The organism is Marinobacter sp. L-13 (genome assembly GCF_056857715.1).
The window spans coordinates 1-19462 of record NZ_JBSXNQ010000032.1 but is presented as its reverse complement, the minus strand read 5'-3'; the positions used below and the strand labels follow the sequence as shown (position 1 = coordinate 19462).

At 58.5% G+C, this 19462-nt stretch carries 18 protein-coding genes; 7 read left to right on the top strand and 11 right to left on the bottom strand.

What is annotated here, in order from left to right; all coding sequences use genetic code 11:
* The first annotated feature begins 142 nt into the window (after positions 1 to 142).
* The gene (putA, locus tag AC13DD_RS02360; RefSeq protein WP_482930803.1) at positions 143 to 3772 is read left to right on the top strand and encodes a bifunctional proline dehydrogenase/L-glutamate gamma-semialdehyde dehydrogenase PutA; all 3630 of its coding nucleotides are present in this window, start codon (positions 143 to 145) and stop codon (positions 3770 to 3772) included.
* A 32-nt stretch (positions 3773 to 3804) separates the two neighbouring features.
* Here the strand turns inward: putA and AC13DD_RS02355 are convergent, their stop codons facing one another.
* From AC13DD_RS02355 to AC13DD_RS02315, 9 genes are all read right to left on the bottom strand, one after another.
* On the bottom strand, positions 3805 to 4749 hold the full coding sequence (locus tag AC13DD_RS02355) for a 5-oxoprolinase subunit C family protein (protein ID WP_482930802.1): 945 nt from the start codon (positions 4747 to 4749) through the stop codon (positions 3805 to 3807).
* Positions 4739 to 5431 (bottom strand): 5-oxoprolinase subunit PxpB, encoded by a 693-nt coding sequence (pxpB, locus tag AC13DD_RS02350; protein WP_008173822.1) that lies wholly within the window; start codon positions 5429 to 5431, stop codon positions 4739 to 4741. The genes AC13DD_RS02355 and pxpB overlap by 11 nt, the downstream gene beginning before the upstream one ends.
* A complete protein-coding gene (locus AC13DD_RS02345; protein ID WP_053112789.1) occupies positions 5428 to 6162 on the bottom strand; it encodes a 5-oxoprolinase subunit PxpA in 735 nt (244 codons plus the stop codon). The genes pxpB and AC13DD_RS02345 overlap by 4 nt, the downstream gene beginning before the upstream one ends.
* 31 nt (positions 6163 to 6193) lie before the next feature.
* The gene (locus tag AC13DD_RS02340) at positions 6194 to 7501 is read right to left on the bottom strand and encodes a TRAP transporter large permease (RefSeq protein WP_014577956.1); all 1308 of its coding nucleotides are present in this window, start codon (positions 7499 to 7501) and stop codon (positions 6194 to 6196) included.
* Positions 7501 to 8019, bottom strand: coding sequence for a TRAP transporter small permease (locus tag AC13DD_RS02335; RefSeq protein ID WP_014577955.1), 519 nt, complete (start codon positions 8017 to 8019; stop codon positions 7501 to 7503). The genes AC13DD_RS02340 and AC13DD_RS02335 overlap by 1 nt, the downstream gene beginning before the upstream one ends.
* A 58-nt stretch (positions 8020 to 8077) precedes the next feature.
* A complete protein-coding gene (locus AC13DD_RS02330; protein WP_482930801.1) occupies positions 8078 to 9043 on the bottom strand; it encodes a TRAP transporter substrate-binding protein in 966 nt (321 codons plus the stop codon).
* A 51-nt stretch (positions 9044 to 9094) separates the two neighbouring features.
* On the bottom strand, positions 9095 to 9910 hold the full coding sequence (locus tag AC13DD_RS02325) for a putative hydro-lyase (protein WP_053112788.1): 816 nt from the start codon (positions 9908 to 9910) through the stop codon (positions 9095 to 9097).
* A gap of 68 nt (positions 9911 to 9978) precedes the next feature.
* The gene (locus AC13DD_RS02320) at positions 9979 to 10911 is read right to left on the bottom strand and encodes a LysR family transcriptional regulator (RefSeq protein ID WP_062781561.1); all 933 of its coding nucleotides are present in this window, start codon (positions 10909 to 10911) and stop codon (positions 9979 to 9981) included.
* Between the two features lie 23 nt (positions 10912 to 10934).
* Entirely contained in the window at positions 10935 to 11636 is a 702-nt protein-coding gene (locus AC13DD_RS02315) for a lytic transglycosylase domain-containing protein (protein ID WP_062781562.1), read from the bottom strand.
* Positions 11637 to 11815: 179 nt separating this feature from the next.
* Here AC13DD_RS02315 and AC13DD_RS02310 point away from each other — a divergent pair, with 179 nt between their 5' ends.
* Complete coding sequence (locus AC13DD_RS02310; protein WP_482930800.1) at positions 11816 to 12337, top strand: shikimate kinase; 522 nt, start codon at positions 11816 to 11818, stop codon at positions 12335 to 12337.
* 81 nt (positions 12338 to 12418) lie between these two features.
* Positions 12419 to 12895, top strand: coding sequence for a hypothetical protein (locus AC13DD_RS02305; RefSeq protein ID WP_482930799.1), 477 nt, complete (start codon positions 12419 to 12421; stop codon positions 12893 to 12895).
* A gap of 35 nt (positions 12896 to 12930) precedes the next feature.
* Here AC13DD_RS02305 and AC13DD_RS02300 read toward each other — a convergent pair whose 3' ends face one another.
* Both AC13DD_RS02300 and AC13DD_RS02295 read right to left on the bottom strand, forming a co-directional pair.
* A complete protein-coding gene (locus AC13DD_RS02300; protein ID WP_482930798.1) occupies positions 12931 to 14331 on the bottom strand; it encodes a dicarboxylate/amino acid:cation symporter in 1401 nt (466 codons plus the stop codon).
* A 25-nt stretch (positions 14332 to 14356) separates the two neighbouring features.
* Positions 14357 to 15055, bottom strand: a complete 699-nt coding sequence (locus AC13DD_RS02295; protein ID WP_482930797.1) for a pseudouridine synthase — start codon at positions 15053 to 15055, stop codon at positions 14357 to 14359.
* Between the two features lie 55 nt (positions 15056 to 15110).
* On the opposite strand from AC13DD_RS02295, the gene AC13DD_RS02290 reads away from it, so the two are divergent.
* The 4 genes from AC13DD_RS02290 (at position 15111) to AC13DD_RS02275 (ending at position 19327) form a co-directional block, all read left to right on the top strand.
* The gene (locus AC13DD_RS02290; RefSeq protein WP_008173849.1) at positions 15111 to 15350 is read left to right on the top strand and encodes a TIGR02647 family protein; all 240 of its coding nucleotides are present in this window, start codon (positions 15111 to 15113) and stop codon (positions 15348 to 15350) included.
* Between the two features lie 59 nt (positions 15351 to 15409).
* On the top strand, positions 15410 to 16144 hold the full coding sequence (locus AC13DD_RS02285; RefSeq protein ID WP_008173851.1) for a TVP38/TMEM64 family protein: 735 nt from the start codon (positions 15410 to 15412) through the stop codon (positions 16142 to 16144).
* Positions 16141 to 18336, top strand: coding sequence for a hypothetical protein (locus AC13DD_RS02280; RefSeq protein WP_482930796.1), 2196 nt, complete (start codon positions 16141 to 16143; stop codon positions 18334 to 18336). The genes AC13DD_RS02285 and AC13DD_RS02280 overlap by 4 nt, the downstream gene beginning before the upstream one ends.
* Positions 18337 to 18439: 103 nt before the next feature.
* Complete coding sequence (locus AC13DD_RS02275) at positions 18440 to 19327, top strand: DMT family transporter (protein WP_014577944.1); 888 nt, start codon at positions 18440 to 18442, stop codon at positions 19325 to 19327.
* Positions 19328 to 19462: the final 135 nt, after the last annotated feature.

Sequence of the window (19462 nt, the reverse complement as noted above, 5' to 3'; positions counted from 1 at the left end):
AATCACGTTTTTTGGAGAAAATTATTAATTTTTTGTGATGTATTAAAGACGTAATGGCACGCTTGCCTTGAATTTATAGCGAAATAGTCTTTGTCGATCTCGGTAGAATGCCGGAGAGACAAACAACTAAGAGGGTACAACTATGAGACCGCAGCAATCACAGACGCCCGAGCTTGTCGATAGCCGGCAGGCGATTCGTGATTATTATCTCGCTGACGAACACAAGGTTATCCACGAGATGATTGCCGGTGCCCAGTTGTCCCAGGCCGAGCGCGACGCCATTTCGGCTCGTGCGGCTGAACTGGTACGCGGCGTTCGCAAGAATGCCAAGTCCACCATCATGGAGAAGTTCCTGGCGGAGTATGGCCTGACCACCAAAGAGGGTGTGGCCCTGATGTGTCTGGCCGAGGCGCTGTTGCGCGTGCCTGACAACACCACCATCCACGAGCTGATCGAAGACAAGATCACGTCAGGCGCCTGGGGCACCCACGTGGGCAAGGCGTCGTCTTCACTGATCAACACTGCTACGGTTGCTTTGCTGATGACCAGCAACCTGCTCAAGGATTCCGAGCGCAACACCGTGGGTGAAACCCTGCGCAAGCTGCTCAAGCGCTTCGGCGAGCCGGTAATCCGTACGGTGGCCGGTCAGGCGATGAAAGAGATGGGTCGACAGTTCGTTCTGGGTCGCGATATCGATGAAGCCCAGGATGAGGCCAAGGAATACATGGCCAAGGGTTACACCTATTCCTACGACATGCTGGGCGAAGCTGCCCGCACCGATGATGACGCCAAGCGTTATTACGACTCCTATTCCAACGCCATCGACAGCATTGCCAAGGCGAGCAAGGGCGATGTCCGCAAGAACCCGGGCATCTCGGTCAAGCTCTCCGCCCTGCTGGCCCGTTACGAGTACGGCAACAAAGAGCGGGTCATGAACGAGTTGCTGCCGCGGGCCCGCGAACTGGTCAAAAAGGCCGCGGCTGCGAATATGGGCTTCAATATCGATGCCGAGGAGCAGGATCGTCTGGATCTGTCTCTCGATGTGATTGAGGAGCTGGTGGCGGATCCCGAGCTTGCAGGCTGGGATGGCTTTGGCGTGGTTGTTCAGGCGTATGGCAAGCGCTCCTCTTTCGTACTCGACTGGCTCTACGGGCTGTCCGAGAAGTACGACCGCAAGTTCATGGTGCGTCTGGTGAAAGGTGCCTACTGGGATGCTGAAATCAAGCGTGCCCAGGTTATGGGTCTGAACGGGTTCCCCGTGTTTACCCGCAAGGCCTGCAGTGACGTCTCGTTCCTGTCCTGCGCCACCAAGCTGTTGAACATGACGAACCGGATTTACCCACAGTTCGCCACCCACAACGCGCATTCGGTATCTGCCATTCTCGAAATGGCCAAGACCAAGGGTGTGGACAACTACGAATTCCAGCGCCTCCACGGCATGGGCGAATCCCTGCACAATGAGGTTCTGAAGGTCAGTGGCGTGCCCTGTCGCATTTATGCGCCGGTTGGCCCGCACAAGGATCTTCTGGCGTACCTGGTGCGTCGTTTGTTGGAGAACGGTGCCAACAGCTCCTTCGTGAACCAGATTGTGGACAAGCGCATCACACCGGAAGAGATCGCCAAGGACCCGATTGTAAGTGTTGAGGAGATGGGCAATAACATTTCCAGCAAGGCGATCGTGCACCCGTTCAAGCTGTTTGGCGATCAGCGTCGCAACTCCAAAGGCTGGGATATTACCGATCCGGTCACGGTTAACGAGATCGAGAAAGGTCGCGGAGCCTACAAAGACCATCGCTGGAAAGGTGGTCCGCTGATTGCGGGCGAGGTGGCCGGTACCGAAATCCAGGTGGTACGTAACCCGGCCGATCCGGACGATCTGGTTGGCCACGTCACCCAGGCCTCCGATGCTGATGTAGACACCGCGATTACCTCAGCGGCGGCCGCGTTCGAGAGTTGGTCCGCCAAATCGGCTGAAGAGCGTGCTGCCTGCGTTCGCAAGGTGGGCGACCTGTACGAGGAGAACTACGCCGAGTTGTTCGCGCTCACTACCCGTGAAGCAGGCAAATCCCTGCTGGATGCGGTTGCTGAGATCCGTGAAGCGGTCGATTTCTCACAGTACTACGCCAACGAGGCCATCCGCTATAAAGACAGCGGCGATGCCCGCGGCGTGATGTGTTGTATTTCGCCCTGGAACTTCCCGCTGGCGATCTTCACCGGGCAGATTCTGGCCAACCTCGCGGCAGGTAACACTGTGGTGGCGAAGCCGGCTGAGCAGACATCCCTGCTGGCTATTCGCGCCGTGGAACTGATGCATCAGGCGGGTATCCCGAAGGATGCCATCCAGTTGGTGCCGGGTACCGGCGCAACCGTGGGTGCAGCCCTGACCTCCGATTCGCGGGTGAGCGGCGTGTGCTTTACCGGTTCTACCGCTACTGCCCAGCGCATTAACAAGGTCATGACCGAGAACATGGCGCCAGACGCGCCGCTGGTGGCAGAGACCGGCGGCCTGAACGCGATGATCGTGGACTCCACGGCATTGCCGGAGCAGGTTGTCCGTGACGTGCTGGCGTCTTCGTTCCAGAGTGCCGGTCAGCGGTGTTCCGCCCTGCGTATGCTTTATGTGCAGAGAGACATTGCCGATGGCCTTCTGGAAATGCTCTACGGTGCAATGGAAGAGCTCGGCATCGGCGATCCCTGGCTGCTGTCCACGGATGTGGGCCCGGTGATCGACGAGAACGCCCGCAAGAAGATCGTGGACCACTGCGAGAAGTTCGAGCGCAACGGCAAGTTGCTGAAGAAAATGAAAGTCCCCGAGAAAGGCCTGTTCGTTTCGCCGGCAGTTCTCAGCGTCAGTGGTATTGAGGAGCTGGAAGAAGAAATCTTCGGGCCAGTCCTGCACGTGGCCACGTTCGAGGCGAAGAACATCGACAAGGTGGTGGACGACATCAACGCCAAGGGCTACGGCCTGACGTTTGGCATCCACAGCCGTGTTGATCGCCGCGTCGAGCGTATTACCAGCCGGATCAAGGTGGGTAACACCTATGTGAACCGCAACCAGATCGGTGCCATCGTGGGCTCCCAGCCATTCGGTGGTGAAGGCCTGTCTGGCACCGGTCCAAAGGCCGGTGGTCCGCAGTACGTCCGTCGTTTCCTGAAAGGTGAAACGGTCGAGCGCGAGGCGGATTCGAACGCCAGGAAGGTGGATGCCAAGCAGTTGCAGAAGCTCATCGGGCAGCTGGACAAACTGAAGGCGTCCAGGCCTGAAGCTCGTATGGACGCAATCCGGCCCATCTTTGGCAATGTTCCGGAGCCACTGGACGCTCACGTGGAAGCGCTACCCGGGCCAACGGGTGAGACCAACCGCCTGTCCAACCATGCCCGTGGCGTGGTGCTGTGTCTGGGACCGGACAAGGAAACTGCTCTGGAGCAGGCGGGTACCGCGTTGTCACAGGGCAACAAGGTGGTGGTGATTGCACCGGGCACCCAGGATGTGGTCGATCAAGCGAACAAGGCCGGGATGCCGATTGTTGGCGCCGAGGGCCTGTTGGAGCCGGAAGCACTGGCAACCATCGATGGCTTCGAGGCGGTAGTCAGCTGTGGCGATCAGCCCCTGCTGAAAGCCTATCGCGAGGCACTGGCCAAGCGTGATGGTGCGTTGCTACCGCTGATCACTGAGCACACGCTGGATCAGCGATTTGTGATCGAACGCCACCTGTGTGTCGACACAACGGCCGCGGGCGGTAACGCCAGTCTGATTGCCGCCTCGGAATAAGCGGCGACAATCGGTGCCAAACGCGCCCGGCGTCAGGTATACCTGACGCCGGGCGCGCCTGTTTTCAGCCTCTGGTTAAACAGCATTCGGCGGCCTTCGGCCTCGGCAACGTCCGAGAGGAAGAAGCTCACCGATGATCCCGGCCCACGCTGGGCCAGAAGACCCGCATCCAGCGCGCTCAGGCAGCCGATTTTCGGGTAGCCGCCGATGGTTTGCCGGTCTTTCATCAGAACGATTGGCTGGCCATCTTTGGGCACCTGAATAGCTCCGTAGGCGATCCCTTCCGAAATAATCCCGTCCAGATCCGAATGAATCGCATCGCCCTTCAGGCGATAGCCCATGCGATCAATATTCTGGCTGATTTCGTAATCGCACGAGAAAAACTTCTCCCGCTGAACTATAGAGAAGCTCCGATACTGATAGCCGGGAATAACCCCCAGGCGCAGGTGTTGTTGATAATCGGGGACTTCCGGCTCGGGAAGAAAAGCTTCAACAAACGATGCGTTTTTCTCAAACTCCAGCGTATCGCCCTTGGCCAGTTTCGCGCCTTTGCCATCCAGGCCGCCCAGGCCCTCGCGTGCCACGGTGGCGCAACTGCCAAGCTTCATGGCTGGCTTGAATCCGCCGCTGACCGCCAGGTAGGCCCGCAAGCCGCTCACAGGCGTGGTGAAGTCCAGTCTGTCGCCCTTATTGATGTGATGGGTGCGCCAGGGCGCAATGGCCTGATCGTTGATACGGGCGCCCAGATCGCCGCCGGTAATGGCAATGCAGGCCTCATGGTTCGCCTTCAGGCTGAACCTGCCAAAGGTGATTTCGATCTGTGGGGCATCGAGATCATTGCCCAGCAGGCGGTTCGCCCAGAAAAATGCAAACTCGTCCATGGGGCCGCCGGTGGTCACGCCCATATGCTGGTAGCCGTGGCGGCCGGCATCCTGAACAAGGGCCAGCATTCCGGGTTCGAGGACTTCAAAGCTCATCGAGGTTGCCTCCCAGCTCCAGGAATTCGTCCCGGCTTATGGCGCGAAAGCGCACCTGATCGCCGACCTGTACCAGGGCCAGAGAGTCGCTGTCCCAATCCACCATTTTCTGCGGCGTGCGGCCAATGATTTGCCAGCCACCCGGTGTGCAGCTCGGGTATATCGCGGTTTGAGTGCCTGCGATGCCGACGGAGCCGGTAGGCACTTTCAGTCGGGGCGTGGATTTCCGCGGAATGGCAATCCGTTCGTCGGTACTTCCCAGGTAGGCAAACCCCGGAGCGAAGCCGATGGCGTAGACCTGATAAAGCTGTTCACTGTGAATGCGAACGACCTCGTCCCGGGACAGGCCGGCATGCTCGCAGACATCCTCCAGGTCCAGACCCACTTCGCGATCATAGTAGACGGGCAGCTCGACGATGCGGGCAGAGTCGCCCTCGGTGGAACCATCATCCTCGGAGTCGATCGCTGCGCGTACTCTGCGAACGATGGCAAACCGGTCAGCCTGTTCCAGATCCCAGGTCACCAGAATTGAGGTGTATGAGGGAACCAGGTCAACAATGAGGTCGGACATGTCGCGCCGCAGCCGGTCTGTGGCCCGCTTGACCAGGCCTGCGGATTCCGCACCGATCTGGTCGCCAAAATACACCATGCAGGTGTTTTCGTTGACCGACTCGATCCTCATAGCGCTTCCACGACCTGTCGCATATGCCGTGCAGCGTCGACGGCATGGTAGCTGTCGCCGTGAATACAGATGGTATCGGCCTTGATCGGAATATGTTTGCCCGAGATCGAGGTGACCGTTCCTTCGCGGATAATCTGGGTGACCTGCGCCTCAATGGCTTCGGTTGTCTCGTGCACGGCACCACGAACCGACCGTTTTACCAGTCTGCCCTCGTCGCTGTAGGCGCGATCAGAGAACGCCTCGAACCAGACCTCGATGCCATATTCGTCCGCGCGATCCTTGACCTGTTGCCAGTCCGGCGTTGCCATGACCACCAGGGGGCACTTTGGTGCGTAGGAGCGAACGGCGGACATAACCACGGACAAGGTGGTGTTATCGACCATCATCCGGTTATACAGGGCGCCGTGGGGCTTCACGTAGGAGATGGAAGTGCCATGTACCTGGCAGATGCCGTTGAGCGCCGCCATCTGGTAAACCAGGATAGCCTTGAGCTCGTCCGGGCGGCAGTCCATGTCCCGACGGCCAAACCCCAGCAGGTCCGGGTAGCCCGGGTGGGCGCCAATGGTCACGTTCTGGGCCAGAGCCAGTTTGACCGTGTGGTCCATGGTCAGCGGGTCGGATGCATGAAACCCGCAGGCAATACTGGCCATATCAATGTAGGGCATGACTTCGGCATCCATGCCCTTGGTCCAGGTGCCAAAGCTCTCGCCCATGTCGCAGTTGAGTTTCATTGTGTACCTCCGAAAAACGTTGTGTCCTGCATTACCCCTGGCTCATGGTCTGGGGCAGGTAGGTGACAATCTCCGGGAACCAGCCGATCAGGAAAAGTGCTGCCATGATCAGCAGGAAGAACGGCAAGGCTGCCCGGGCCACATAGAGTATGTCTTTACCTGTCAGAGCCTGGATGACAAACAGGTTGAAGCCCACCGGGGGCGTAATCTGTGCCATCTCTACCACCAGCACAATAAAGATCCCGAACCAGAGCAAGTCGATGCCGGCCTGCTGAACCATCGGCATGACAACCGCCACGGTCAGAACCACAACCGAAATCCCGTCCAGGAAACAGCCGAGGAGGACGAACAGCACTGTCAGGCCAACCAGAAGTTCGAACGGTGACAGGGACATGCTGCCGATCCAGGCGGCCAGTTCCCGCGGAATACCCAGGAAGCCCATGGCCAGGGTCAGAAAGTGGGCACCGACGAGAATCAGGCCGATCATGCAGGAGCTTTTCACAGCGCCCAACAGGCTGTCCTTGAAACTCTGGATGCTGAGTGAACCGGTTGCGGCCGCGATGATCAGCGCGCCGAACACGCCCAGCGCAGCGGCTTCGGTTGGTGTGGCAAAACCGGTATAGATAGAACCGAGTACGAAAATGATCAGGCCAACGATCGGGAGCAGCATCTTCAGGGCCTTGATCTTGACCGAGAACGCCAGGTTTTCCTTTTTGGTGGTTGGCAGCTGATCTTTGTTGAGCTTGGCCCAGATCATGGTGTAGCCCATGAACATGGCAACCAGCATCAGGCCGGGCAGAGCACCGGCAATAAACAGGCGGCCAATGGAAACTTCCGCGGCCACGCCATAAACAATCAGAATAATGGAGGGTGGAATCAACAGCCCCAGCGTGCCGGAGCCGGCCAGGGTGCCTACCGCCATCTTGTCGCTGTAACCCTGGGCCTTCAGTTCCGGCAGGGTCATTCGGCCAATGGTTGCGGCCGTGGCAGCTGAGGAGCCGGAAACTGCCGCAAAAATGCCACAGCTCAGAATATTCACATGGAGGAGCTTGCCGGGCAGTCCGCCCATCCAGGGCGCCAGACCCTTGAACAGATCCTCGGAAAGTCGGGTACGAAACAGAACCTCGCCCATCCAGATGAACATGGGCAGGGCCGTCAGGGACCAACTGGTGCTTGCGCCCCAGCTCGACGTGGCGAACAACAGGCCGATCTGATCATTGCCGGAGAGCAGCAGGCCCAGAACGCCAATGCCAACCAGCGTCAGAGACACCCACACGCCCACCGCGAGCATCAGGATCATAGCCACGGCCAGTACAATGGAGAGAAACGCGATATCCATTACACGTCCTCCAGGTTCAGCTCGTCTTCATGCTGCTGATAGGACGGTGTTCGCTTGCGAATCACAGCAACCAGATCGTCCAGGATGGCAATGTTGAGTGCGGTCATCCCCAGTGCAACCGGAACCTGCGGGATCCAGATGGGAACGGGAATATAGCCGTGGGAGACCTCCTCGAAAATGTAGGATTCCCAGACCATGTGCCAGCAATAGAATGTCATATAGCAGGCGAGTGCGAACCCGAAAATAAGTACGACCAGCTCCTGCCAGAATCTCGGCCGTGCCGACCACTTCTGGATAACCAGGGTGACCCGGATATGGCCGCCGTTATGAAAGGTGTAGGCAAGACCGAAGAAGGTGGAGGCTGCAAGCGCCCAGCCGGACACGTCTTCCGCTGATGGAATGATAAAGCCGAACAGGCGGCCCACGATCTGCGCCAGGATGACGACCATGATCAGGGCGATGCAGAAACCAGCAGCGTAGCCGGATGCCAGATAAAATTTCTCTCGAAGAGAGTTCATAACGGATGCCTCCCGGAACAGCCTCCCGATATTCGGGAGGCTTCCGTTGAGTGAACTTTTAGCGGTAGTTGGAGAGGATAGCGCCGACTTCTTCCGGTGCTTCCTGTTTCCACTCTTCCACCATGATGTCGCCGATCTTCTGGAGTTCGGCCATCAGTTCATCAGACGGTTCGGAGACCGTGATGCCATTTTCCGCCAGAGTGGCGGTGTCTTCAGCGGCGGTCTTGCGAACGCCTTCCCAGCCTTTGGCCTCGGCCGCAGCGGCCGCATCCAGGATCACCTGGCGCTGTTCATCGCTCAGGCGACGGAAAGCACGCTTGTTGACGACCACAACGTTCTTGGGAATCCAGGCCTTGATATCGGTGTAGTGGGAAAGGTAATCCCAGGCCTGCCCGTTGGCGCCTGTCGACGGTGAGGTGATCATGGCATCAATAATGCCGGTGCTGAACGCCTGCGGGATCTCGGGCACCTGAACCGTTGTCGGGGTTGTGCTCATCAGGTCAGCGAGACGCGAAGTGGAAGGGCTGTAAGCCCGCATCTTCAGGCCTTGCAGGTCTTCCAGGGTGTTGACCGGGGCTTTGGTATACAGGCTCTGGGCGGGCCATGGCACGGTGTAAAGCAGGGTCATGCCTTCCTTGTCCAGCTGCTTTTCGATCTGGGGCTTGGCGGCTTCCCAGAGTCTTTTGGCATCTTCGAAGCTGGTTGCCAGGAACGGAATGTTGTCGTGTTTGAACACCGGATGGGTGTTGCCCATGATGCCGATGAAGATTTCACCCAGCTGCACCTGACCGGTTCTTACTGCCCGGGGAATTTCCGGGTGCTTGACCAGGGAGGCACCGGAATGAACGGTGATGGTGAGGTCACCATCGGTGCCGTTTTTAATGTCCTCGGCAAAACCGTAGGCAATCTGGGTAGGCAGGTTGGCATCGCCGTAAGGCGTTGGCATGTGCCATTGCTGAGCCTGAACGGATGAAGTCAGCAGCGCCCCGGTAACCAGGGTGGCTGTGGCGAGTTTTTTGAACATAACGAATCTCCCGTGTTTCTGTTTTTTTATCGTTTCAGTTGAACGGCGGCTTCAGAGTACCGCCAGTTCTTCATTCAGCCGCTCGGTAAGCAGCATTTTTCCCGGTACATGGGTTATTGCGAAAGGCAGGCGAGCGTTCTCGAGGGCCAGTTGCGGGGTAACCCCGCAGGCCCAGAACAGCGGAAGTTCGCCCGGCCTGATCGTTACCGGATCTCCAAAATCAGGCTGGTTAACGTCCTCAATGCCAATGAGCGCCGGATCGCCGATATGAACCGGTGCACCGTGGGCCTTTGGCAGGCGGGTCGTAATCTGTATCGCGCGGATTGCATCCGCACCATTGAACGGGCGCATGGAGACCACCATGTTGCCACTGAACGGGCCGGCGGGCCGGGTAGCGATATTCGAGCGGAACATTGAAACGTTCCGTCCCTCGTCCACGTTCCGCACCGAGAGCCCGGCCCTGATCAAGGCATCCTCAAACGAGAATGAACAGCCCAGGACAAAGGTCACCAGGTCGTCCCGCCAGAGGCTCTTGAGGTCTGTGGCTGTCTCTGCTCGCTCGCCATTCCGGAAAACCTGGTATTCAGGCACATCGGTCCGGATATCCAGATCGTGTCCAAGGTCGGGGAGGGTCGGGTCCCCGGGTTGAGACATGCCGATCAGGGGACAGGAAACCGGGTTATTCTGACAGTATAGGAGAAAATCCCCGGCCCATTCGGACGGCAGGATGACCACGTTCCCCTGCAAGAGGCTGTTGGCCAGGCCACTTGTGGGCGCTGTGTGGGCGCCCGAACGAATGCGAGCGCGTAATTCTGAGGCCTGATCAAGCAGGTTGTTCTTGAAATCGGAATACGCACCGGTGTGCATGACGGTAACCCCTGATTGAAATTGTTTTTTACAACTAAATTTCAGGGTATACCGGCTGGTGAAAAAGTCTAATTATCGTTTTTTAGGTCTGGCGATAAGTTTTCGTGATGTGTTGTCCGGTCGTATTCGTCAGAAACCATCACACCAAGGTTTGCTGCGAGTTCGGCAATCGGGTTGAAAGGGGCACCGGAATAAGACGCGGTGAAGGCGAGCTCGGAGGGCGACCACGAGGTGTTGAGCTGGACCAGACGACCGCTTTCCAGTTCATGCTTAATCACGCTCAGCGGAAGCGTAGAGATACCAATGCCATCCAGGGTCAATTGCCGGCAGGCTGCCAGCGAACTTGAGGAATAGAAACGGGCAGGGAGTTCATCCATCTCGCTGAATTTCTGGCTGATTTCAGCAAAGGGTTTGGTGTTCCTGGCATAAGTAATGATGGGCCATTCGGCCAGCTCCTTGAGAGCCAGGAGCCGATCCGGGAGGTTGAGCTCGGGACTGGCGACCCAGATCAGTGGGAAACTGCAAAGCGCGCGGTTTTCAATTTTCGGCTCAGATACGGGCCCCATCAGGAAGGCCAGATCGAGGCTCCGGTCCAGCAAACCGGATCGGAGGTTGCCGGAGACATCCACGGTAATTTCCACATCCAGATTGGGGGCCGTTTCGTGCAGTTCCCGGAAAAAACGCGGCAGCCAGGAGTGCACAATTGTTTCGGAGACCCCGAGCCTGAGAATGCCGGAGAGCGACGCCCCCCGGTCTGCGCGCTTGCGCAGCTGCTGGGCCATGAAGACAATTTTCTCGGCATAGGGCAGCAGCTCCTGCCCCTTGCTCGTAAGCTTGCTGTGCCCGGATTCCCGCTCGAACAGCCTGACGCCAAGCTCGTCTTCAAGCGCGGCAATTCGGTTTGAAATGGCTGGCTGGGTGGTGTGCTGGTGCTCGGCGGCCTTGCGGAAGCTGCCAAGCGTTGCAACCCAGATGAAGGTCTCCAGACGCTTGAAATTCATTGGTTATCGGACCTCTGAGGGGCCTACAGAGCGGCGTAGCGCTCGTGAAGGATGCCAACCCTTTCGACATAGGCCTTTGTTTCGGCGTAGGGCGGTACCCCCTGGTATCGACTGACGGCGCCAGGCCCCGCGTTGTAGGCGGCGGTGGCCAGCCGGATGTCACCATTGAACCGGTCGAGCATCTTGGCCAGATAATGCACCCCGCCACGGATATTCTCGGCAGCCGCCAACGCGTTCCGTACACCCAGTTCTTCAGCCGTGCCGGGCATGAGTTGCATCAGCCCCTGGGCTCCCACCGGGGAGAGGGCTTTTTCATTGAAGGCCGATTCGGCGTGAATCACAGCGCGGACCAGCGCGGGATCAACTCCGAACTCCTGTGCCGCGGTCTGGATTTCTGAATTGAAGGGTTTGGTGAACAGCGGCGTTTTGCGCCAGTCGACGCTGGATTCCGGGTCGCAGGCGTAGCAGTGGAAACGGATAACGTCGAACTCGGCCGCAGCCGGCTGAATACTGCTGTAGGCAACCACGCCGTTGTCATCCGTATAGCGGTAGACGGTGTCGTTACCGCTGGAGGCTCTGGGCTGGCCGGCACTTTTTACGTTGGTGAATTCGACGGTGCCATCCGGGTGCACGATACGCTTGATGCCGTCCGCCAGGGCGGATGCGGACAGGGCAAGCACAAGAGCTGCGATGGATGGGATCAGAAGAGATCTGCCGATGTTCATTACTCACTCGCGAAAGATGCCGTCTGTGGCCGGCTTCAGGTATTCTTTGAATACCGCCGTTGGCTGAATTATACGGGCTTGCGGGTCGGAATAAAGCGCGCGCTGTGTCGTAAAAATGTTACGTTCTGCGTTTAATGCCGGCCAGTTCTCATTCTATGGAGAGGTCCCTCCAGAGCATCATGGTTAACCCGACCGACACAGGCAACCTCGTTCTCATCGGCATGCCCGGCAGCGGCAAGAGCACGGTGGGTGTGCTGCTGGCCAAACGTCTGGGTTTCGGGTTTGTCGATACCGATTTGCTCATTCAGGAAGAAGCCGGTCGTACTCTCCAGGCAATTGTAGACCAGGATGGCTACATAGCCCTGCGTCGAATAGAAGAACAGGTGCTTCTCAAGCTGGATGTCCGGCACAAGGTTATCAGCACGGGAGGCAGCGCCGTCTACAGTGAACGTGCCATGGAACATCTCAAAAGCAACGGCACCGTGGTGTTTCTCGACATCCCGCTTGAACTGGTTATCGAGCGAATCGGCGATCACAGCATGCGGGGCATTTCCCGGAGGCCGGATCAATCTTTGGACGCCCTGTTCGAAGAGCGTTTTGAACTGTATTCCCGGTATGCGGACGTGACGGTGAAAGGGGAGGGTCTCAATCAGGATCAGGTCTGTGAGGCGGTGGTCGAGAGCCTTATTTCGCCGCAATAGTGAACTTCAGTATTAGCTCAAGTTAAGGTGCATCCAGACAGACCTCGCTGCTACAGTCCCATGATGGGTTGGGAGGACTTAATGATGAAGAACTGGACTTACGCACTTGCGATCGTTTTTGCTGGACTGTTTTCAGGAACGGCTCTGGCTGAAACATCACCCGAGGATTCTTCCGTGGAGTCGCTTAAGCAGGAAACCCGTGAGTTGGGTGAGGCGCTTCAGGAGTATGGTTCTGATCAGAAAGAGCAGGCCGAGGATTCGATCAACAAAACATTGTCGGCCCTGGATAAACGCATCCAGGAGCTTGAGCAACAACTCTTGAAAAACTGGGACGATATGAGCGATACCGCCCGAGAGCGGTCCCAGAAGAGCCTCGAGTCGTTGCGGGAACAGAGAGCTCGTGTCCAAAACTGGTATCAGGAACTGAAAGACAGCTCGGCATCTGCCTGGGAGAAGGCTCGAAAGGGATTCTCCGATGCCTATGAAGCGCTTTCAGAGCAATGGAACAACACCGAGGAGGAGTTGCAGGACTCGGAAAAACGCTCCGACAGCATCTGACCTGGCTCCGCGCTGGTCAAGTCACCTCCGCCCGATCAAGACGTTTCTTCCGGTACTGGGTCGGGTGGCAGTCTCTTTCCCGCCAGATTCTCCATCAGTCTGCAGGTCACCAGATCGCCCGTCACGTTGATGGCCGTCCGGCACATATCCAGGATTCGATCCACGCCCATGATCAGTGCGATGCCGCTGGGAGGAATGCCCACGGTTTGCAGCACCATGGCAAGGATCACGATGCCTACCCCGGGTGTGGCGGGAGAGCCGATGGACGCGCCCACAGCCATGGCGACCACGAGCGCCATACTGCCCATGCTGAGATCAATGCCGTAGACCTGTGCCAGAAAGATGGTAGCAACGGCCTGGTAGAGTGCCGTGCCGTTCATGTTGATGGTGGCGCCCAGGGGAATCACGAACTGGGAAACCGACGGCCGGACACCGAGCTTGTCTTCGGCGGTTCTAATGGAAAGCGGCATGACGGCCGCCGAGCTGGATGTGGAAAAGGCCAGCAACAGCACATCCCGGGTGTCTTTCAGGAACCGGACGGGGGATTGGCCGGCGAGCAGCTTCAGGATCAGCATGTAAACGCCCAGAAGTACCAGCAAGCCCGCAATGACGGTTGCAACGTAGGATGCCATGCCCAGCATTGCCCGGAATCCCAGGGTGGTTGTGAGTTGGGCCATCAGGCCGAACACGGCAATGGGGGCAAGGCGCATTGCCCAGCGTACGACCGTCATGCAGATTTGCTGGAGGGAATCGAGCAGGTCCAGCATGGGCCTGGATTTTTCCGGGGCCATGCTCACCAGGGCAATGCCGACAATGATGGAGAAGATCACCACCTGGAGCATCTGGCCTTCAACCATGGCATCGAGCGGGTTGCCCGGTAGCAGCCCGATCAGGGTCTTGGGCAGCTCATCCACACCCGGCATGGAGGCAACAGGCACACTGTTTTCCCCGGCCTCAACGGGAGTGCCGAGCCCTGCCATCATTCTGCCGGGGTTGATCAGGTCGCCGATCCAGAGACCTATCGATGCTGCCATGGCCGTCGTGATTACGAAAAAGCCGGTTACCCTCAGGCCCAGCTTTCGCAACTGTTCAAGGTCTTCGCTGGCGGCGAGCCCGCGAACCACCGAGGCAATTACCAGGGGGATTACGATCATCTGGATGGTGGCCAGAAACAGTTGCCCCGGGAAAGCCAGCCAGTTACCGATCAACGTCCCGGTTTCCGGTTCCACGAGTCCCACCGACGGTCCCAGGAGCGTGCCTGTAATCAACCCGAGGAACATGCCAATGAGCACCTTCAGCCAGAGCTTTCCCTGCACCAGCCCCGAGAGGTAGCTGCTGAGATGACGCAGTGGCCGTGGGTAAAATCGCTCGTCTGGTTTGGCATTGCCTTGAATCTTCCCTGTTTCTGTTGGAGCTACCCTGAAAGCATAGCCCATGCTGGCTCTGCGTTTGTGAGGCAGATCAATCCGGCATCAGGTTGATTTCTTCGGCAGTCAGTGAGCGGTATTCGCCGGCCGCCAGGTCATCGTCCAACAGGATATTTCCCATCCGTTCCCGATGCAGGGCCGTTACGCGATTACCGACGGCATGGAACATGCGCTTCACCTGATGGTAACGGCCTTCGTAAATGGTCACTCTGGCTTCACAGGGGCTCAGAAGATCCAGGTCAGCAGGTGAGGTGGTGAGTTGCTCGAACTCAAACCAGATGCCCTCCGCGAATCGATGAGGGGTCTCTGGAGAAATCGGATAGGCGGTGCTGACCCGGTAGACTTTCGGGATCTTGATTCGGGGCTCGGTAAGCTGGCGTGACCAGCGGCCATCATTGGTGAGAATCAGCAGGCCCGTGCTGGCGCGGTCGAGTCGTCCGGCAATGTGCAGATCCTCGCGCAGTTCTGGCGAGATCAGCTCCATCACGGTCCGATGGGTGTCGTCGAGCGTTGCACTCAGAAAACCTGCAGGTTTGTGGAGCATGAGGTAATGGCAGGCTTCAGCCTCTTGAATGATATCGCCGTCCATCCGTACGCATGAAAACCGATCCACCTCGGCAGCAGCATCGCGCCAGGTGACGTCATTTACGGCCACCCGACCGGAAGCAATCAGAAAATTGGCCTGACGGCGACTGATGTCATTCCGGTTGCTGAGAATTCGTGAAAGCTTCATGGTGTGAATCGGCTATGCTGAATGTAAACCCCCGATAATAATACGAGGAAATGCCATGCCATTCTCTGTTGATCACCTTGCCGAACTCAATTTGCTGGGCCAATTTCCTTCCACCTCGACTCAGGAAGGGCTCAAGGTTCATGCCCATTCGGCGGCTCCGGAAACTGTGAAGGCCGCCGAAAACCTGCATGCCAAGGGGCTGATCAGCCAGAAAGATGGCGGCTACCTCACGCCGTTGGGGGCAGAGGCAGTGGATCTGACCCAGAAGCTCCAGTCGATTCTCAGTAGCTCATAAAGCGCGGATGACCTGTCCGGCCTTTGAGACCCGGTGCCCTCCCGCGTTAGGGTGAGGCCATGAGCAACTGGAAGAAGTCGCCCGTCCTCTGGATGGGCGGGAGCATTGCCGCCGTTGGGCTGATAGTCGGTCTGCTTTACGCCTTCGGTGTGCATCAACAGGTCGTTGAGCTTCTGCGCTGGTTTGATACCCAGGGGGCCTGGGCGGCTCTCCTCTTTGTCGGCATCATGGTGCTGGCCATGGTGCTGCTTCTGCCCGGGGTGTTGTTGACCACCGGAGCGGGTTTCGTGTTCGGCGTGTTGGAAGGCACAGCCTACGTGGTGGTGGGCACTACGTTGGGCTCGGCCATTGCCTTTCTGGTTGCCCGGCATTTTCTGGGTGAGCACGCCCGTGTGTACATTCGCAGCCGCGCGCGATTGTCTGTCGTCAGCAACGAAATGGCGCCTCACGGCTGGAAAATCGTACTCCTGACCCGTCTGATCCCTTTCTTCCCCGGCAAGCTGTCCAATTTTCTGTTCGGTCTCACCAACTTCTCGTTTGGCGGTTTCGTTGTCGGCACCTTTTTCGGTGTGATTCCCTTTTCCCTGCATAACGTGTATCTCGGCTCGCTTGCCGCCGACCTGTCAACTCTGGGTGTGCGGGAAACCGGCCGTTCACCCCTGGAGTGGGCCATTTACGGTGCCGGTTTCGTAGGCACGGTAATGGCCGTGGTGTTTCTCAATCGTCTCGCCCGGCGGGCACTCGCCCGTTACAAGGTCGAGACTGAGCCAACAGAACAGGAGGCAAACGAATGAGCTGGATGAAGTGGCTGCCCTGGCGTTACCTGGTAAAACGCGTGGCCCACCGCCATGGTTTCCTCGATCCGATCGCGCTGCTCGGGAAACTTCACAGTTTTGCCCAGCCTTCGGAAGTCGGCGAGCCCATCGAACTGCTCCGGGCCGGCGTGGTTTTCCATGCGCGGGGGCTGATCAACAGTCGGGTCATCCAGCACAACCTCGATTGGGTCTGGCCTTACTGGGTGGAGCGCCAGTTCGACCCCGAAGACATTGCCTTCATTCCCCGGGCATTCTCGATTACCCACATCAATCTCAGTAACCGTAACTGGACGGCCATCGGCCAGCCGGATGTGGATGAGTTGCCCGTGGTGGATCCCCGGGGGTTGCTGACACCGCTCCATGACGGCTGGTCACTGGATGCGTGGCTGCTGGCGGACGATGGCCGGTGCCTTCTGCCCTCTCGTTGCAAAACGGCCCGGCAACGCCAGGAACTTGAGGGTGGTCCCTGCGTGGTCACAGAGTCCGAACTGGACGGGCTGGCCCTGACCAGTCGTTCCCGGGTGGTAGTCGAAAACGGCCGGGCGGTTTGCGAAATGGTCGTGAAGGCCCGGGCCGAGACTTCCGGCTCTCTGGTCATATCCTTGCGCCCCGCCAATCCTGAAGGAATCAGCTTTATCAACAAGGTCCGGCTGTCCGAGCAGAGAGACGCCTGGACCATAGATGGCAAGCAGGCGGTGTTTTTCAGTCGCCCGGCAGAGCGTCATCATGTGTCGAACTATCGCGAGGGTGATGTTCGGATTCATCTGCAGGACAAGGAAGACCAGTGCGAAGGGCAGTGCGACGTCGGCATGGTCACCGCAGCGGCCCTGTTCCGGGTCGAAGCAGGTGAGGAGTCGGAGCTCAGGCTCAGGGTGCCGCTGCAGGATGAGTCGGCGCCAGTTATTCGCTCTGACGGCTGGGCGGCCGCCCTTCATGGCCATGCCCGCCTGGAGTGCCCCGACGAAAACTGGCAGTTCCTCTATGACGCCGCCCTGAATTCCCTGGTGCTGCACTCTCCGGAAGATGTGTACCCCGGGCCCTATACCTACAAGCGCTTCTGGTTTCGAGATGCCGCGTTCATCATCCACGCACTGCTCTGCGCCGGACTTACCGACCGGGCCGAACGGGCGCTGTACCAGTTTCCGGCGCGGCAGCTGAAGAATGGCTATTTCCGTTCCCAGGAAGGGGAATGGGATGCCAACGGTGAAGTGCTCTGGATTCTCCGGCGATTCCATGAAATTACGGGCCGGCCCCTGCCCGGTGAATGGCAGGAGCCTGTGCGCAAGGGCGCTCGCTGGATCGAGAACAAGCGCCTGAGTGACACCACTGACCAGCCCCATGCCGGCCTGCTGCCCGCCGGCTTCAGTGCTGAGCACCTGGGGCCCAATGACTATTACTACTGGGACGATTTCTGGGGCATCGCCGGCCTGAAGGCCGCCGAATCACTGTTTGCCCCGATTGACCGGGAAACCAGCGAGCATTTTGGCGCCGGTGCCCGGGAGTTCAGCCAGACCGTTGATCGCAGTCTGGCAACCTGCGAGCAGCGACTCAAGCGACCGGGAATGCCGGCCTCGCCCTATCGCCGTCTGGATGCGGGCGCCATTGGCTCACTGGCGATGGGTTATCCGACCCAGCTGTGTGAGCCGGATGATCCCAGGTTGCTGGACTGTGCCGAATTCCTCCTCGAAAAATGCTTTGTAAAAGGGGCGTTCTATCAGGACATGATTCACTCGGGTCTTAACGCCTACCTCACCCTGCATGTGGCTCAGGTTCTCCTGCGTGCGGGCGATGCTCGATTCCTGGATCTGGTGGATGCGGTGGCTGGCCTGGCATCGCCCACCGGGCAATGGCCGGAAGCCATTCATCCGGCGACCGAGGGCGGCTGTATGGGCGATGGTCACCATGTCTGGGCGTCGGCCGAGTGGGTGTTGATGGTCCGCAACTGCTTTGTCCGGGAGGAGGGAGATCGTCTCATTCTCGGAGCTGGTATCCCTCCACGGTGGCTGGAGCAGGACAAACCAATCCGCTTCGGGCCGGCACCGACCAGTTTCGGATCCGTGTCCGTCACCATTACGCCCCAGCCGGGCGCAGCACCCGAAGTCACCTGGAAGGGTAACTGGCACGATTCCGAGCCGGCTATCGAAGTAAGGCTGCCGGAGACCCGTGCCTGACAAACTGTACCGGTCACGAAACCGGATTTCTGTATCTGTTTTGTTTGCCTGCTAACTTATAAAGTAAGCTGACTGACAAATACATCGAATCCGGTTGAGTTTCATGCGCTCACTGTTTTACTCGTTTTTTGTGCCCGCGCTGTTCGTCTGGCTGTGGAGTACTGGTTTTATCGGCGCCAAGTACGGTTTGCCCTTTGCGGAGCCGTTTACGCTGCTGCTGATCCGCATGCTGCTGACACTGGTGGTGCTTGGAGCCCTGGCCTGGGTCATGAAAACCCGCTGGCCGGGCTGGCGAGGTGCTGGGCACCTTGCGGTCACCGGGATGTTGGTGCATGGCTGCTATCTGGGCGGCGTCTACTACGCGATTCAGGACGGAATGGCATCCGGAATTGTTTCCCTGATTGTGGGGCTGCAACCCCTGGTGACGGCTGCGGCGGCGGTGGCAATCCTCAAGGAAACAGTCAGCGGACGTCAGTGGATTGGACTTATTTTGGGGCTGGTCGGTGTGGCGCTTGTCCTCCTCGAGAAGTTCGGTATGAGTGGTCAGGCCTCCGGCTTTTCTCCCTGGAGCCTGCTTTGGGCGGGTTTTGCCCTCGCTGGAATTTCCATGGGCACGGTCTACCAGAAGCGCTTCGGCGCCAGCGCGGATCTGGTGGCCGGCACGCTGATCCAATTTGCGGCAGCGGCCGCCCTGTTTGCCATTGGAGCCTTCGCCCTCGAAACCCGCGAGGTTGAGTGGAGCCTGCAGTTGCAGTTGTCCATGGCCTGGCTTGTGATTGGGTTATCCACCGGCGCCGTCCTTCTTCTGATGTGGCTGATACGCCAGGGTGCTGCTTCCCAGGTGGCCAGCCTGTTCTACCTGGTGCCTCCGGTTACCGCGCTGGAAGCGTATCTGCTGTTCGATGAGCGCCTTGGAGGACTGGCAATGACAGGCGGGCTCATCGCTATCGTTGGTGTGGCTCTGGTTGCCACCCAGAAAAAACCAGCCTAGGAGTCTGCGCGGCAGAAGCTACATTCTGGCACAATAGATCAAAATTCTTCAGCAACAGGATGACTGATGGGAACCACTTTCCGCCCGTATTCGCCTGGCCAGGAACTGCTTCTTCCCCCGAGCCTGAACGAGTGG

What these genes read in the sequence shown, in the direction of transcription:
- AC13DD_RS02340 (WP_014577956.1), bottom strand. Translation starts at nt 7,501, where the DNA reads ATGGATATCGCGTTTCTCTCCATTGTACTGGCCGTGGCTATGATCCTG.
- AC13DD_RS02355 (WP_482930802.1), bottom strand. Translation starts at nt 4,749, where the DNA reads ATGAGCTTTGAAGTCCTCGAACCCGGAATGCTGGCCCTTGTTCAGGAT.
- AC13DD_RS02300 (WP_482930798.1), bottom strand. Translation starts at nt 14,331, where the DNA reads ATGGGCTATGCTTTCAGGGTAGCTCCAACAGAAACAGGGAAGATTCAA.
- AC13DD_RS02285 (WP_008173851.1), top strand. Translation starts at nt 15,410, where the DNA reads ATGAGCAACTGGAAGAAGTCGCCCGTCCTCTGGATGGGCGGGAGCATT.
- AC13DD_RS02335 (WP_014577955.1), bottom strand. Translation starts at nt 8,019, where the DNA reads ATGAACTCTCTTCGAGAGAAATTTTATCTGGCATCCGGCTACGCTGCT.
- AC13DD_RS02305 (WP_482930799.1), top strand. Translation starts at nt 12,419, where the DNA reads ATGATGAAGAACTGGACTTACGCACTTGCGATCGTTTTTGCTGGACTG.
- AC13DD_RS02315 (WP_062781562.1), bottom strand. Translation starts at nt 11,636, where the DNA reads ATGAACATCGGCAGATCTCTTCTGATCCCATCCATCGCAGCTCTTGTG.
- AC13DD_RS02290 (WP_008173849.1), top strand. Translation starts at nt 15,111, where the DNA reads ATGCCATTCTCTGTTGATCACCTTGCCGAACTCAATTTGCTGGGCCAA.
- AC13DD_RS02310 (WP_482930800.1), top strand. Translation starts at nt 11,816, where the DNA reads ATGGTTAACCCGACCGACACAGGCAACCTCGTTCTCATCGGCATGCCC.
- AC13DD_RS02330 (WP_482930801.1), bottom strand. Translation starts at nt 9,043, where the DNA reads ATGTTCAAAAAACTCGCCACAGCCACCCTGGTTACCGGGGCGCTGCTG.
- AC13DD_RS02345 (WP_053112789.1), bottom strand. Translation starts at nt 6,162, where the DNA reads ATGAAACTCAACTGCGACATGGGCGAGAGCTTTGGCACCTGGACCAAG.
- AC13DD_RS02295 (WP_482930797.1), bottom strand. Translation starts at nt 15,055, where the DNA reads ATGAAGCTTTCACGAATTCTCAGCAACCGGAATGACATCAGTCGCCGT.
- putA (WP_482930803.1), top strand. Translation starts at nt 143, where the DNA reads ATGAGACCGCAGCAATCACAGACGCCCGAGCTTGTCGATAGCCGGCAG.
- AC13DD_RS02275 (WP_014577944.1), top strand. Translation starts at nt 18,440, where the DNA reads ATGCGCTCACTGTTTTACTCGTTTTTTGTGCCCGCGCTGTTCGTCTGG.
- AC13DD_RS02280 (WP_482930796.1), top strand. Translation starts at nt 16,141, where the DNA reads ATGAGCTGGATGAAGTGGCTGCCCTGGCGTTACCTGGTAAAACGCGTG.
- pxpB (WP_008173822.1), bottom strand. Translation starts at nt 5,431, where the DNA reads ATGAGGATCGAGTCGGTCAACGAAAACACCTGCATGGTGTATTTTGGC.
- AC13DD_RS02320 (WP_062781561.1), bottom strand. Translation starts at nt 10,911, where the DNA reads ATGAATTTCAAGCGTCTGGAGACCTTCATCTGGGTTGCAACGCTTGGC.
- AC13DD_RS02325 (WP_053112788.1), bottom strand. Translation starts at nt 9,910, where the DNA reads ATGCACACCGGTGCGTATTCCGATTTCAAGAACAACCTGCTTGATCAG.